11 protein-coding genes are annotated in these 14,410 nt (G+C 37.3%); 10 read left to right on the plus strand and 1 reads right to left on the minus strand.

Annotated features, from left to right (window positions below; all coding sequences use genetic code 11):
• Window positions 1-61 precede the first annotated feature (61 nt).
• From GY23_RS01090 to GY23_RS01125, 10 genes are all read left to right on the plus strand, one after another.
• Window positions 62-1,117 carry a M42 family metallopeptidase gene (locus tag GY23_RS01090; RefSeq protein ID WP_075617359.1) on the plus strand — a complete coding sequence of 352 codons (1,056 nt, stop codon included), beginning with the start codon at window positions 62-64 and terminating at the stop codon, window positions 1,115-1,117.
• An 11-nt stretch (window positions 1,118-1,128) separates the two neighbouring features.
• Complete coding sequence (locus tag GY23_RS01095) at window positions 1,129-2,613, plus strand: UDP-N-acetylmuramoyl-L-alanyl-D-glutamate--2,6-diaminopimelate ligase (protein ID WP_075617360.1); 1,485 nt, start codon at window positions 1,129-1,131, stop codon at window positions 2,611-2,613.
• Window positions 2,614-2,724: 111 nt separating this feature from the next.
• A complete protein-coding gene (locus GY23_RS01100) occupies window positions 2,725-4,299 on the plus strand; it encodes a peptide chain release factor 3 (RefSeq protein ID WP_075617361.1) in 1,575 nt (524 codons plus the stop codon).
• 291 nt (window positions 4,300-4,590) lie between these two features.
• The gene (locus GY23_RS01105) at window positions 4,591-7,659 is read left to right on the plus strand and encodes an efflux RND transporter permease subunit (protein ID WP_075617362.1); all 3,069 of its coding nucleotides are present in this window, start codon (window positions 4,591-4,593) and stop codon (window positions 7,657-7,659) included.
• Window positions 7,660-7,751: 92 nt separating this feature from the next.
• Window positions 7,752-7,910, plus strand: coding sequence for a hypothetical protein (locus GY23_RS18135; protein WP_161487552.1), 159 nt, complete (start codon window positions 7,752-7,754; stop codon window positions 7,908-7,910).
• A 336-nt stretch (window positions 7,911-8,246) separates the two neighbouring features.
• Window positions 8,247-8,879, plus strand: coding sequence for a hypothetical protein (locus GY23_RS01110; protein ID WP_075617363.1), 633 nt, complete (start codon window positions 8,247-8,249; stop codon window positions 8,877-8,879).
• A gap of 108 nt (window positions 8,880-8,987) precedes the next feature.
• Window positions 8,988-9,611, plus strand: a complete 624-nt coding sequence (locus GY23_RS01115; protein WP_245827536.1) for a sigma factor — start codon at window positions 8,988-8,990, stop codon at window positions 9,609-9,611.
• Entirely contained in the window at window positions 9,608-9,745 is a 138-nt protein-coding gene (locus GY23_RS18635; protein ID WP_245827537.1) for a hypothetical protein, read from the plus strand. The genes GY23_RS01115 and GY23_RS18635 overlap by 4 nt, the downstream gene beginning before the upstream one ends.
• Window positions 9,746-9,765: 20 nt before the next feature.
• The gene (locus tag GY23_RS18140) at window positions 9,766-11,028 is read left to right on the plus strand and encodes an anti-sigma-I factor RsgI family protein (RefSeq protein ID WP_161487553.1); all 1,263 of its coding nucleotides are present in this window, start codon (window positions 9,766-9,768) and stop codon (window positions 11,026-11,028) included.
• A gap of 166 nt (window positions 11,029-11,194) precedes the next feature.
• A complete protein-coding gene (locus tag GY23_RS01125; RefSeq protein WP_075617365.1) occupies window positions 11,195-12,544 on the plus strand; it encodes a TrkH family potassium uptake protein in 1,350 nt (449 codons plus the stop codon).
• Between the two features lie 95 nt (window positions 12,545-12,639).
• On the opposite strand, the gene GY23_RS01130 is transcribed toward GY23_RS01125, so the two are convergent.
• On the minus strand, window positions 12,640-14,385 hold the full coding sequence (locus GY23_RS01130) for a B12-binding domain-containing radical SAM protein (protein ID WP_075617366.1): 1,746 nt from the start codon (window positions 14,383-14,385) through the stop codon (window positions 12,640-12,642).
• Window positions 14,386-14,410 lie beyond the last annotated feature (25 nt).

The following is a 14,410-nucleotide window of genomic DNA, read 5'->3' on the forward strand; positions in this document are numbered from 1 at the left end:
ATGATTTCCCGATGTGAGGACATGAAGAATTTGGTATGATGAATATATTGGGGGGATTTTGATGACAAACACATTCAAAGAAAAAGAAACAGTGCAGTTACTTCAACGACTAGTAGAAATTCCAAGTCCTTCTGGATATACCAACGAAATCATGCAATTTATGGCAACCATTTTAGACGACATACAAGTACCGTATATAAAAACAAACAAAGGTGCGTTAATTGCCACGATTGAAGGAAAAGATAAGTCTAATCATAGACTCCTGACTGCTCATACGGACACTTTAGGGGCAATGGTAAAAGAAATAAAAGCAAGCGGTCGTTTGAAACTATCGATGATTGGTGGTTTCAACTGGAATTCGGTCGAGGGAGAATATTGTCACATACATACCGCTTCTGGTAAAAAAGTTCGTGGGACCATTCTGATGCATCAAACCACTGTCCATGTTTACAAAAATGCAGGATCGGCAGAACGCAACATTGAAAATATTGAAGTTCGATTAGATGAAAAAGTAATGAATGCGGATGACACGCTTAAACTTGGCATCGAGGTTGGTGATTTTGTATCATTCGATCCAAGATTCGAACAAACGGAATCTGGCTTTATTAAATCACGTCATTTAGACGATAAGGCAAGTACAGCGTTATTATTGCGATTGCTTGCTTCAATAAATGAAAATAATTTGATACTCCCGAACACTACTCATTTTTATATATCAAACAATGAAGAGATTGGCTACGGAGGGAATTCCAATATACCAGCGGAAGTCGTCGAGTATATTGCCGTAGATATGGGGGCAATCGGTGACGGACAAACTTCTGATGAATATACAGTGTCGATCTGCGCCAAAGATTCATCTGGACCATATCACTATGAGTTGACGCGTAAACTAGTTGCGCTAGCAAAAGAACAGAACATAGACTATAAACTCGATATTTATCCATTTTATGGTTCAGATGCTTCCGCTGCAATTCGTGCAGGGTTTGATGTGAAGCATGCATTGTTTGGGCCAGGTATCGAGGCTTCTCACGCATTCGAGCGCACTCATATAGATTCACTAAAAAATACGGCAGCACTACTAGAAGCGTACGTGCTCTCTCCAATGGAGACAAAATAGGAGGAACAAAAATGCAGTCAACTGACTTAATCAGTTGTTTGCCGGTAAAAGAAATTCACGGCAACCTTCCAAAAGAAGTATTTGATTTGGCAATTGATTCACGAAGTGTACAACCAGAAAGTGTTTTTATCTGCATTAAAGGTTATACCGTGGATGGACATGATTACGTTTTACAAGCAATTGAAAGTGGTGCAAAAATAATTGTTTCCGAAAAGTATCTTGAGTTGGACTATTCACGTGTTGCTTGCGTGATTGTTGATAATACAACGCGTGCAATCGGTTTACTTGCGTCCAAATTCTATGGGTACCCATCAAAAGACATGACCATGATTGGGATTACTGGAACAAATGGGAAAACCAGTGTTAGCGGAATCTTACAAAACATGTTGCAAGGGTTAAATGTGAGGTCGGCATTGACAGGGACCATTGGATTTAACTTAAATGGAGTGCTTTATGACTCCGCGAATACAACAAGCGATGCACTTAATACACAACAGATGATTCATCGTGCCAAAAGCGAAGACTGTAAAACGATGATTATGGAAGTCTCATCCCATGGATTGGTACTTGGCCGTTTAACGGGAGTGGAATTTGACATTGCGATTTTCACAAACTTGACGCATGATCATTTGGATTTCCACGGTACAATGGAACAATATGGTCAAGCGAAGGGCTTATTGTTTTCCCAATTGGGGCAAGACATGGAGCGGGCAAAACATGCCATCGTCAACGCAGATGATGCATGGTCTGAACGCTTGAAGGAAATGACGGGTTATCCTGTATGGACATACGCGATTCACAAAGATGCCCACTTCCAGGGTCTGAACATCCGACTTCAATCGGATTGCACACAATTTGAGATGAAAACGCCTGAAGGCAATTTTCCTGTACGCATGAACTTGCTGGGAGAATTTAATGTATACAACGCACTTGCTGCAACTGTGGCACTGTATACGCAGGGGTATTCTTTAAAAGAAATAATTGAACAACTTGAAAAAATCCCGCCAGTAAAAGGCCGCATGGAGAAGCTGGAAAGCGATTTACCAATTTCCATTTTTATTGATTATGCACATACACCTGACGCGATTGAAAAAGCGATTTCATCTGTGCTGCCTTACAAAACGAATCGACTGATTTTTTTAGTAGGAACAGGTGGTAACCGTGATCGATCAAAACGTCCGGCAATGGCAGAAAAAGCATCGGTTGCTGATTATGTGATCTTGACGACAGATGATCCACGGGAAGAACCTTATGAGTCGATAGTAAGTGATCTAGAAAAAGGAATGCTTCATGGAAATTATGCATGTATTGGCGACCGTGAAGCGGCCGTCCGTCACGCAATTATGATTGCTGAACCTGGTGATATCATTATCTTTGCAGGCAAAGGACATGAAGATTATCAAATTATTGGACGCACAAAATATCCTCATAGTGACGGGGAAATTGCATTGTCAGCTGGTAAGTTGAAATTCCAAGATTCCACATCCCGCAAGTAACGAAGAACCGATCACGAAAGTTGATCGGTTCTTTCGACATCTAATGTACTTGTATTTTAGTGGAAAAGTCCATATGATTGAAAAGGAAAAAAAGAAGGAGAATACCCATTCATGACAAACCAAGTTCAAGACCAAATACAGGCAAGAAGAACATTTGCTATCATTTCGCATCCCGATGCCGGTAAAACAACGATGACAGAAAAACTACTGTTTTTCGGTGGTGCCATTCGTGATGCGGGAACAGTAAAGGCTAAGAAAACCGGTAAATTTGCGACATCCGACTGGATGGAAATAGAAAAGCAACGTGGGATTTCTGTTACATCATCGGTTATGCAATTTGATTACAATGATTGCCGAATCAATATATTAGATACACCTGGTCACCAAGATTTCAGTGAAGATACGTACCGTACACTCATGGCAGTTGATAGTGCGGTGATGATTGTGGATGCAGCAAAAGGGATTGAAGCTCAAACAATAAAATTATTTAAGGTATGTCGATTACGTGGGATTCCAATCTTTACGTTTATCAATAAATTGGACCGTCAAGGGAAAGAACCTCTCGCATTGATGGAAGAATTAGAGGAAGTACTAGAAATTGAATCGTATGCAATGAACTGGCCAATTGGTATGGGGAAAGAGTTTTTAGGGATTTACGACCGCTTTAATCATCGTATTGAACAATTCCGTACCGAAGAACATGAACGTTTTTTACCTTTAGATGAAGATGGAGGGTTAGCTGTTGATCATTCAATGAAACAAACTTCATATTATACACAAGCCTTAGATGATATTATGTTGTTGAATGAAGCAGGTAATGACTTTGATCATGAAAAATTGAAAAATGGTAAAATGACGCCTGTATTCTTCGGAAGTGCTCTAACGAATTTTGGGGTTCAGACATTCCTGGATACTTATTTGCAATTTGCTCCAACACCACAACCACGTAAAACGGATGCAGATGTAGTAATTAATCCGGTATCAGAGGATTTTTCAGGCTTTATCTTCAAAATCCAGGCCAATATGAATCCAGCTCATCGTGATCGTATTGCTTTCGTTCGTATTGTATCAGGCAAATTTGAACGTGGAATGACTGTGACCCATTCTCGTACAGGTAAAACGTTTAAATTAACACAATCGACTCAATTTTTAGCCGATGACCGGGAAACAGTGGATGAAGCAGTAGCTGGGGATATTATTGGGTTACATGATACTGGAACCTACCAAATCGGTGATACGATTACCGGCGGGAAAAAAATCTTCAATTACGAAAAACTACCGCAATTCACACCTGAATTATTTGTCCGTGTAACAGCTAAGAATGTAATGAAATCTAAGCATTTCCACAAAGGGATCATGCAATTAGTTCAAGAAGGTGCAATTCAATATTATAAAACCCTTCATACCGAGGATGTAATTTTAGGAGCGGTTGGTCAACTTCAATTTGAAGTATTCGAACATCGTATGAGAGCTGAATATAATGTCGAAGTAAGAATGGAACCTATCGGAAATAAAATTGCACGTTGGATTGTCAACCAAAGTGAAGTACAAGAATCGATGTCGAGCCCTCGTAGTATGTTAGTACGCGATCGCTATGATCGATACGTATTTTTATTTGAAAATGATTTTGCGATGCGTTGGTTCCAAGATAAAAATGACAGCATTGAATTATATAGCTTGTTGTAAGGAAAAAAGCCTGTCATGTGACAGGCTTTTTCTTATAGAAGATTGGCTATAATTGATTCAACAAGGAAAATTGGTTATGAGATATGTTTGAGCGTTAAGATACTCAATGTGAGCGATAAACATCCGATTTTGAGCGTTGAATTTTTCACAAGCCAACATGTAGCAAGTGTGATTAGTCAACTTCTTAAAAATATTGTGACTGGACTACTTTTCAAAAGACTCACATTTGAAGTAACTTGTTGTAAAGAATATGATAGGTAGAGAAGTTTTCTTAAGAAAGGAATTCCATGAATGAGAATTAGCGATTTTTCCATAAAACGCCCCGTATTTACAATTGTTGTCATGTTTTTAGTTATTATTTTAGGTGCTGTATCTTTCTTTAAAATACCTGTCACCCTCATTCCTGAAATAAACCCACCTATTGGAGTTGTCGTTACAAGTTATCCTGGTGCAAGCCCGACTGAAGTAAGTGAAAAAGTGACAAAACCTCTGGAAAAAAGTTTGTCTACGTTACCAGGAATAAAAACACTCCACTCGACTTCACAAGAAGGGGCAAACTTCATTTTATTAGAATTTGAGTGGACAACCAATATTGAAGATGTACAAGCAGACATCATGCAACGTATCGATCAAACACCTGTACCAGATGAATCACAAAAACCGAGATTTATGAAATTCGACCCTTCTCAATTTCCTGTGATTCAGCTTTCACTGCGTGCAGCTGAAGATGCAGGGGATGTACGGTTAATTGCCGAACAATTAGAAAAAGAATTACGTCGAACAGAGGGCGTAGCCAGTGTTAATATTTCTGGCGCATTAGTTGAAGAAGTACAAATATTGCTTGATCAAAACAAACTTGAAGAAAAAGGGTTGGCACAATCGGATATTGTTCAACTAATTCAAGCAAACAATATTTCATTTCCTGGGAACCCGATTGAAACAGAAGCGGGAAAACAATTAACAACCCGTATTGTAAGCACGTTGACAACTGTTGAGGATATCCAAGACTTAGTGGTTACTGTCAATCCGTTAGATGGGAAAAATGTAACAATAGCTGATATAGCCAAAGTTTCCCTTACCGAACAGGAAACCACAATAGAAACTCGGACCAATGAAAACCCCGCCGTGTTAATGTCTGTATTGCAGGAATCTGGAGCTAATACCGCGGATGTTTCCACATCATTTAAGAAATCGCTTGATCAACTTTTACAAAAGGACGAGTTTAAAGGTGTTGAAGCTGACATTTTGTTTGACCAAGGGGACTATGTCAAACTGGCTATTGGGAATATTGGATCTTCACTAATATTTGGTGGGCTTTTTGCCATGCTGGTATTATTTGTTTTTTTACGCGGTATTAAGAGTCCTATTATTATTGGGATTTCGATTCCTTATTCTGTCATTGTCACATTTGTGCTTATGTATTTTGCGGACTTTGCCTTAAACATCATGACGCTGGGTGCATTGGCCCTTGGTATTGGGATGTTAGTCGATAACGCAATTGTGGTTATTGAAAATATTGAACGACATTTAACTATGAATAAAGATCCGAGAACCGCAGCTTTAGAAGGAACAAGAGAAGTGGCAGGGGCAATAACGGCATCTACTTTGACGACAGTGGCAGTTTTTGTGCCTGTTATCTTTATCACTGGTTTAATTGGACAAATCTTCACGGAATTTGCATTAACCATTTCATTTAGTTTAGTAGCGTCTCTAGTTGTTGCATTGACTGTCATTCCCATGCTTGCCAGTCGTTTGATGAAAAAACCAAAAGGGAACATCGAAGCAAAACGCAGACGTTCAAAATCATACAATAACTTTGAACGCTCCGTAAAATGGGCACTTAGCCATCGACTTTTAATCCTTGTCATGACGGCGGTCATGCTCGGAGTTGGCGTATTGGGTTTATTCAAAGTAGGAACAGAATTTTTACCTGCAACAGATGAAGGATTCGTAAGTGTCAATGTTGTACTTGAAAACGGTTCTTCTGTTGCGGCAACTAAAGAAGTTGTTACAAAAATAGAGAAGCTCATCAAGAAAGAAAAAGATGTAGATGTTTTTGTGAGTTTAGTTGGTGGAACACAACAGGGACAGTCACAAGGGTCTTCTGAATCTAACCGAGCAGAAATGTTTATCAAATTGGTAGCATTGGATGAACGAGATCGATCGATTTTTGAGTTTGTGGAAGACGTGCAACCAACCGTACTAAAAGAAATCGGAAAAGTTGCTAATGTAAGTTTTAATTTACAGACTGCCGCAGGTTCCACACCTAATTCTTTATCATTTACAGTAACCGATACGGATAAACAACGCTTAAATCATACAGTAACTGAACTTCAGGATTCATTAAGTGAATTACCGGCTGTAACAGAAATGACGAATGATCTAGTGAATACGATTGATGAAATTCAAATGACGGTAAACAAAGATTCAGCAACTGGCTTTGGATTAGCTCCCGCACAAATTGCTCAGACGGTGAATAGTGTCACACGTGGAGCTTTTGCAACCCAAATCATAACTGATACTGATGATGTGTACGGCGTCTATGTTAAATATGACGAAAAATATCGAAGTAGTATCGAACAACTTAAGAAATTAAAGCTTCGCACTCCTTCGGGACTATTTGTTGAATTACAAGAAGTTGCGAACATAGATGTTGCGGCAGGTCCAGTTTCCATAAACAGAGTTGACCAAGAGAGTTCTGTGAATTTCACCGTGAAATATGATTCCACATTGTCTTTAGGTGAAATGTCAGATCAAGTTGACGAAGTAATTGAAAAACAGAAGCTACCCGAGGACGTAGAAATTACCTTTGGTGGGGATCGAGAATTATTTGATAATGCGATAGATGATATGATTCTTGCTGTTATTTTGGCCGTTGTGCTCGTGTATATCGTAATGGCGGCACAGTTTGAATCTTTTAAATACCCATTTGTCATTATGTTCTCAGTACCGCTCATGGTTATTGGTGTGGCATTAGGGCTTTTTATTACTCAAACACCAATTAGTATTACAGCTGTAATTGGTATATTGATTCTGGTCGGAATTGTTGTAAATAACGGAATCATGTTAGTAGATTTTATTAATCAACGAAAGGCAGAAGGGGTGTCTTCTATTGATGCAATAGTATCTTCTACAAGAGTCCGCGTAAGACCGATTCTAATGACTGCATTAACGACGATTCTGGGTTTATTGCCTCTAGCTATTGGCATTGGGGAGGGCACTGAAATTAATCAACCAATGGGGATTGTCGTAATTGGTGGGTTGATTAGTTCTACTTTATTAACGCTTTATGTCATACCAGTTATTTATAGTTTGTTTGACCGAGAAACGCGTGGAAGTGCAAAAAAAACTTCATCTTAATTATAACAACGTCTATTCATATTATTGAATAGACGTTGTTTTATTTCATCAATTTTCGTATTATTCAAATAAAAACTAATGGAGGTGACGCAGTGCATATCCCACTTATTACAGGATTTCCTGGATTTATTTCAAGTCAATTCATTGCAGAGTTAGTTGAACCAAAAGAAAGTAAACACAATCTATGCGATCGTTCTTCCATCCCAACTAGAGCTCGCTACTGGTGTTGCCAAGAATTTGACGAGAAATAGGGCTACAATCAAAATGGGTAAGAAAAAGTTTAGGAGTTGAAAAAAGAAACGTTGGATTATTTATCCTGGGCGGCAAATTTTGATACTACGTTGGCAGATGCTGTATTGGAAAACAGTGGAATTAAATGTGCCGACTTTAATGATACTTTGCTAACTATGATTTCATTTTACCCACTTCATAAAAAAGAAGATTCATATCAAATTCAAATTAACTAAAGAACTGACAATCCAATACGATTTGATTTTTAACTTTTTTTCTACCCCCACAATTAACACCTAGTGCATCGAATAATTTAATGAACATGAAAAAAATTGACATTTTTGGGGTGGAACACATTGAAAAAATGCATAAAAATTAGTTCTGCAATTTTAGCATTTGGTTTAATATCTTCAACATCAATCCAAGTCATGGCAAATGATTCTGAAAAAGTAGATTCATCAAGTTTTGAAACTGTAAAACTGCAAGATGCGTTACTCAATGTAAAAGAGGAAACAACTTCAGTAGAGGACCTTCAAACGATTGCTATCAACATCCCGAGTGGTTATTTAAGTAATAACTTATTTGCATTAGCACAGAATATTGAAAAAATCAGCAATCCAAAAGCAAAAGCGGCTCTTCAAAAGAATATTGATAAAGCAATTAAAAAATGGGAAGAAAAAAACAAAACTGAACTTCCACCTGCAGAAGAAGTAATCGTTGAAGATGGGAATTCTATAGAAACTAATGACCAGACAGCTAAATCTGATGCATTAGAACCAGTGAAAGTTGAAGTACCTAAAGAAGAAAAGCAAGTTGCCAAAGAAGCAAGAAAAAAAGCAAAAGAAGCCAAAAAAGCAGAAAAGAAAGCCATAAAAGAAAATGAGAAACAAGAGCGTAAAGAGGCACATGCACTGAAAAAAGAGAAACAAAAACAATCTAAAGCTACTAAACAAGAACATAAAGCGGAAGAATCAAAAAAACAACAATAACAGATTGACTAATTGTTACCAAAATGAAATACAATACGACTTTTCATTTGTCCAAGAACCCCTTACAATCAATAGGACTTAACTATTGTGTGAAATTGGGGTGAGCTTGTGTTACTAGCTACAATTCAAGGATTATTTACCAAAAAAAGAATAACGACAGAATTGGAGATTCTAGTTCTTCAAGCGAAAGAAGGGGAGAAAGAAGTACTACATGATCTTCTTTCTTCTTATGCTCCTTTTATGAAAAAGACAGCCTCTTTTGTTTGTAAACGATATATTACGGAACAAGATGATGAATTCAGTATTGCAATGTTTGCATTTAACGAAGCCATTGAACATTTTGAAAAAGATAAAAATGCTTCATTTTTAACTTTCGCTCATCTGCTGATTCGGCGTAAACTGATTGACTATATGCGTAAAGAATCTAAAAGAAAAGAAATAAGTCTTGGTCAAATGATGCCGGAAAATGGGGATCAACAAGATGCTTTTTCCATCTTAGAATCTTCTCATTCATTTGAACAGTTTACAGCGAAGCAGCAAGCTGAAGAAAGAAAACACCAAATAACCGCATATGAAGCATTATTAAAACCATATGGCTTAAATTTCGAAGAACTTGTTAAAGTATCTCCTTCTCATGAAGACTCCCGTCAAACAGCCATACAAATTGCTCAAATCATAGCAGAAACCGAGGAGTTCTATGACATTTTACAAACGAAAAAAAATTACCGATGAAAGAGTTAGTAGAGTTGGTAGAAGTATCACGAAAGACAATTGAACGTCAACGGAAATATATTGTAGCCATTGTCATTTTACTGAAAAGCGACTTGCATTATATAAAAGATTATTTAAAAGGGCGAATGTCATGATGAACGCGCATAAAGGAATCGTGGTTGAGAAAAAAACTTCACATAGCATATTCTTGACGCCAGACGGTCTTTTTCAAAGAGGGATACCTCTGACAACTACTATTGAAGTAGGGGAAGAAGCCTTTTACCGCCCTTTTTTTGTTATGAAAAAACGACGGCTTCCATATAATGCTGCCTGGTCTGCACCAATCATTGCCATGGCGGCAATCATGGTTTTATTTTTCTCGGTTTTATTGCCCTCCCAATCAACTGTTTCTGCATTTGTACAAATCGATATCAATCCGAGTATTGAACTTGGTATTGATAATGAAGGCGACGTGCAACTATTTAGAGGGCTGAATGAAGATGGCAAAGCCCTGAAACGAGATATTTCCTTTTGGAAAGGTAAATCATTATCATGGGTATTACAAAAAATTGTAAATCGAACGGAATCAATCACTACTGAAACAGAAACAATTGAAATTATTACGATTTATCAAAAAGACGAAGATCATGTCTCATTAGAAAAAGTAATTGATTCTGCAATTGCTACTGCTACTCCAAAAATCACTGCGGAAAAACAAGCAGTGCAAGTAATTGAAGCATCTATAGAAGATCGTGAAGCAGCAAACACAGAAGGGATCTCTGTCCAAAAATACCATGCTGAAATCGAAATGCAAAAAGCAGAGAAGAAACTGGAAAAAGAGCAAAAACAGAAGAAATCAAACCAACAAGATGCATCACCCAAGAATTCTAAGCCTGATAAAAATAAAGATTTAAATAAACAACATGATGTTAACTTAAAGAATGCTATACCACCTGTTAAAAACAAAGACTTAAATGAACAAATATATCAAGGGAATTCTCAAAAAGACGAGAAATCACAAGGAAACAATAGAGAAAAACAGGTGAAAGATAAAGACCATCACCCTATAGACGAATGGAATTCTGACGACAACTATAAATCAAACGAAAACAATGGCAAAGACAAGGACAAGGACAAGGACAAGGACAAGGACAAGGACAAGTACAAAGATAAAGATAAAGATAAAGATAAAGATAAAGATAAAGATAAAGACAGAGACGAAAACAGAGACAAGGACAAAGACAGAGTCAAAGACAAAGACAAAGACAAAGACAAAGACAAAGACAAAGACAAAGACAAAGACAAAGACAAAGATAAAGATAAAGATAAAGATAAAGAAGATAAAGATAAAGATAAAGAAGATAAAGATAAAGATAAAGATAAACAAAAAGGCAATAATAAAGGCAGAGAGAACAATAACAAAAATAAAGGTGATTAACGTGCTTCTCAAACGAGTAGCACTTTTTTACTGTTTGCAAGAATTATATATTCTTCTCGTGAAAAGTTTTTTCTAATGCAAAAGAGACTCCCTCTTTCTTTTTTTCAGAAAGTTTCTTAAAATAGGAAGATGACTTACAGTGTCATTTGAAAGGACTTGACCTTTTATGAACCCATTGATCCGAAATGTACGAAACTTAACGCCTGCACAGGCTATTGTATCTTACTATTTCTTAGCAATTGCTTTTTCAGTAGTGTTATTAAATTTACCAGGAGTATATCAAAAGGGAGTCCATGTTGCATTTATTGATAGTGTGTTTACCACAGTCAGTGCTGTGAGTGTTACGGGTTTATCCGTTATTGACATTTCAGAAACGTACACCACATTCGGGATTGTCATGTTAATGGTAATCCTGCAACTCGGTGGTATTGGCATCATGTCGTTAGGTACTTTTATTTGGTTAATAGTTGGTAAAAAGATCGGCTTACGTGAGCGTCAATTGATCATGATTGACCATAACCAACATTCATTGTCTGGGGTCGTTAACCTAATTATAGAAATAATTAAGATTTTATTATTAATAGAACTAATCGGCGCAATCATTTTAACTTTGTACTTCACTCAGTTTTATGATACATTCTCAGAAGCATTTATACATGGCTTGTTTGCCTCGGTTTCAGCAACAACAAATGGTGGATTCTCAATAACTGAAAACTCTATGACTCAGTTTCACAATGATTATTTTGTGCAAATAATAACCATGATTCTAATTATCTTAGGGGCAATTGGATTTCCTGTTTTAATTGAGATTAAAGCGTTTCTTTCAAACAAGAAAAAAGACTTCCGATTTTCACTGTTTACAAAAATTACGACAGTCACTTTTGGGATATTACTAATCGTTGGTACAGTGGTCATTCTTGCGTTGGAAATGTTTAATTCATTAAAAGATATGTCATGGCATGAAGCCCTTTTTACAGCCATGTTCCATTCGGTATCTTCTCGTTCAGGAGGATTAGTAACGGTAGATATTACGGAGTTCAGCCAAGGAACGAACATTTTTATGAGTGCACTGATGTTCATTGGAGCCTCTCCAAGTTCTGTGGGTGGGGGAATTCGAACGACGACGTTTGCCATCGCAATTCTGTTCTTAATTAACTTTGCTCGTGGTAAAGATGAAATTCAAATTTTCAATCGAGAGATTCAATTGATCGACGTGTTTCGGTCATATGCAGTAATTATTTTAGCGATTTTTATGGTGTTATTCGCAACCATTGCATTATCAATTTCTGAACCGACTCTGTCCATTACGGCCATCGTTTTTGAAATAACTTCTGCATTCGGTACATGCGGCATGTCGTTAGGTATAACGGAGGATTTATCTAATTTCGGTAAAATTCTCATTATGGTTTTAATGTTTATCGGTAGGGTAGGGTTAATTTCATTCCTATTTACGATCGGGGGACGTAGAATCAAGACGAAATACCACTTCCCGAAAGAGCGAGTAATTATTGGGTAAAAAAAAGAGCCGGTATCCTGATTTTCACACTCAGGAACCTGCTCTTTTTGCTTCTTCAAATAATGAATTGAGGAATTTTTATTTTCTATAATGACTTAGACCAATTCTTTTGGAATAAATGAAAATTGTGGTGACTGACCATTTTTGAAGAAAGTCAGTAAATAGCCGTCGCTTGAAACTATTTCATTTTGGGATAGTTTCTGTAGGTCCAATGTAAATGGAACGAGTAATGTTTGTTTATATACTTCACGTTCATGTAAATCGAGCTCGGCAAATGAATTTCCGGCAATTGCAGGATTCTCAATGATTTTTCGGTAAATGATGGACTGCGACTCCTTATCCATTTCTTTTTCCCACCAAGGTTTTCGCGGTTGGTATTGATGATGTGCTAAATAATCTAGTTTCATCAAGCTTTGAACTACCGCCATGTTTGCACGACCATCTTGTAATAAAAACTCTTCCAGACGTTTAAACAAGTCCTCAAGTTGGTGACCGATTCGAGACCACCCTTGTTCTTCCCAATACGTACCGAAATCTTGGAAGAAATCAAAAGGAGTTTCAAACGTTTCACTAACTAGATATCCAACTGTTCGATCAAGTCTATGATCATTCCAGTACTTCTCAAGAACATCTTCGGCTTGTTTGATACGTAACATATCATCAAAAGTCAACACGTTGTTTGCGAAGATTTCGTACGGTGCCTGGTCAACATATACATAGCCATATTCCTCTGCTTGTACACGAAGCCCAGTGCCACGTAATAGTTTAAGGAAACCTAATTGCAACTCTTCAGGACCCATTGCAAAGACATCATTAAACGTTTGTTTAAAAGATGCATAATCTTCTTCTGGCAATCCCGCAATTAAGTCCAAATGCTGGGCAATTTTCCCACCCTCTTTTACCATCGTCACAGTTCGAGTTAACTTAGCAAAGTTTTGTTTTCTTTTCACAAGTTCATTTGTTAACTCATTAGTAGATTGGACGCCGATTTCAAAACGGAATAGTCCGGCAGGGGCATTTTCATTTAAAAACTGAATGACTTCTGGACGCATAATATCTGCCGTAATTTCAAATTGAAAAACGACACCCGGACGATGCTCATCAATTAAAAATTGGAACATCTCCATTGCATAGCTGCGGCTGATATTGAAAGTTCGATCCACGAATTTAATAATCTTTGCACCGTTATCCATTAAGTATCGAATGTCATCTTTTACTTTTTCACGATTGAAATATCGCACACCCACTTCAATTGATGATAAACAAAACTGGCAGGAGAAAGGACACCCACGGCTCGTTTCGATATAGGTAATACGTTTTGATAGATGAGGGATATCTTCCTGAAAGCGGTAGGGAGATGGTATCTCGCGCAAATCAATTTTCGGTCCTTGGGGATTCATCTTAAACTTACCATCTACTAAATAGCAGATTCCTGGCACTTCTTGTAGAGGGAGATGCCCATCCACATGATGAAGTAACTGTTTAAATGAAATTTCACCTTCACCCATTACAATAAAATCAATTTCTTCTATACGTCTTAACCAATAGTTGGAGTCATATGATACTTCAGGTCCGCCAAGTACAATAATCGTCTCAGGACTTACTTTTTTAAGTAAGCGTATTACTTTAATCGTTTCTTCGATGTTCCATATGTAGCAACTAAAACCGACAACTTTCGGTTTTTTTAAATAAATATCAGAAACAATATTGAAAGCGGGATCTTTTATTGTATATTCCGAAATGATGGCATTGAAATCAGGTTGTGCGCTGGCCTTTAAACATCTAAGCGCAAGATTGGTGTGAATATATTTAGCATTTAACGTTGCTAATACGATGTTCATAATTCATTCTCCTTTTTTGCATCAA

Source organism: Paenisporosarcina indica (assembly GCF_001939075.1).
In the GTDB taxonomy this organism is placed as follows: Bacteria; Bacillota; Bacilli; order Bacillales_A; family Planococcaceae; genus Paenisporosarcina; species Paenisporosarcina indica.

What these genes read in the sequence shown, in the direction of transcription:
- GY23_RS18635 (WP_245827537.1), top strand. Translation starts at nt 9,608, where the DNA reads ATGAAAGAGTTAGTAGAGTTGGTAGAAGTATCACGAAAGACAATTGAA.
- GY23_RS01105 (WP_075617362.1), top strand. Translation starts at nt 4,591, where the DNA reads ATGAGAATTAGCGATTTTTCCATAAAACGCCCCGTATTTACAATTGTT.
- GY23_RS01125 (WP_075617365.1), top strand. Translation starts at nt 11,195, where the DNA reads ATGAACCCATTGATCCGAAATGTACGAAACTTAACGCCTGCACAGGCT.
- GY23_RS01100 (WP_075617361.1), top strand. Translation starts at nt 2,725, where the DNA reads ATGACAAACCAAGTTCAAGACCAAATACAGGCAAGAAGAACATTTGCT.
- GY23_RS01090 (WP_075617359.1), top strand. Translation starts at nt 62, where the DNA reads ATGACAAACACATTCAAAGAAAAAGAAACAGTGCAGTTACTTCAACGA.
- GY23_RS01095 (WP_075617360.1), top strand. Translation starts at nt 1,129, where the DNA reads ATGCAGTCAACTGACTTAATCAGTTGTTTGCCGGTAAAAGAAATTCAC.
- GY23_RS01130 (WP_075617366.1), bottom strand. Translation starts at nt 14,385, where the DNA reads ATGAACATCGTATTAGCAACGTTAAATGCTAAATATATTCACACCAAT.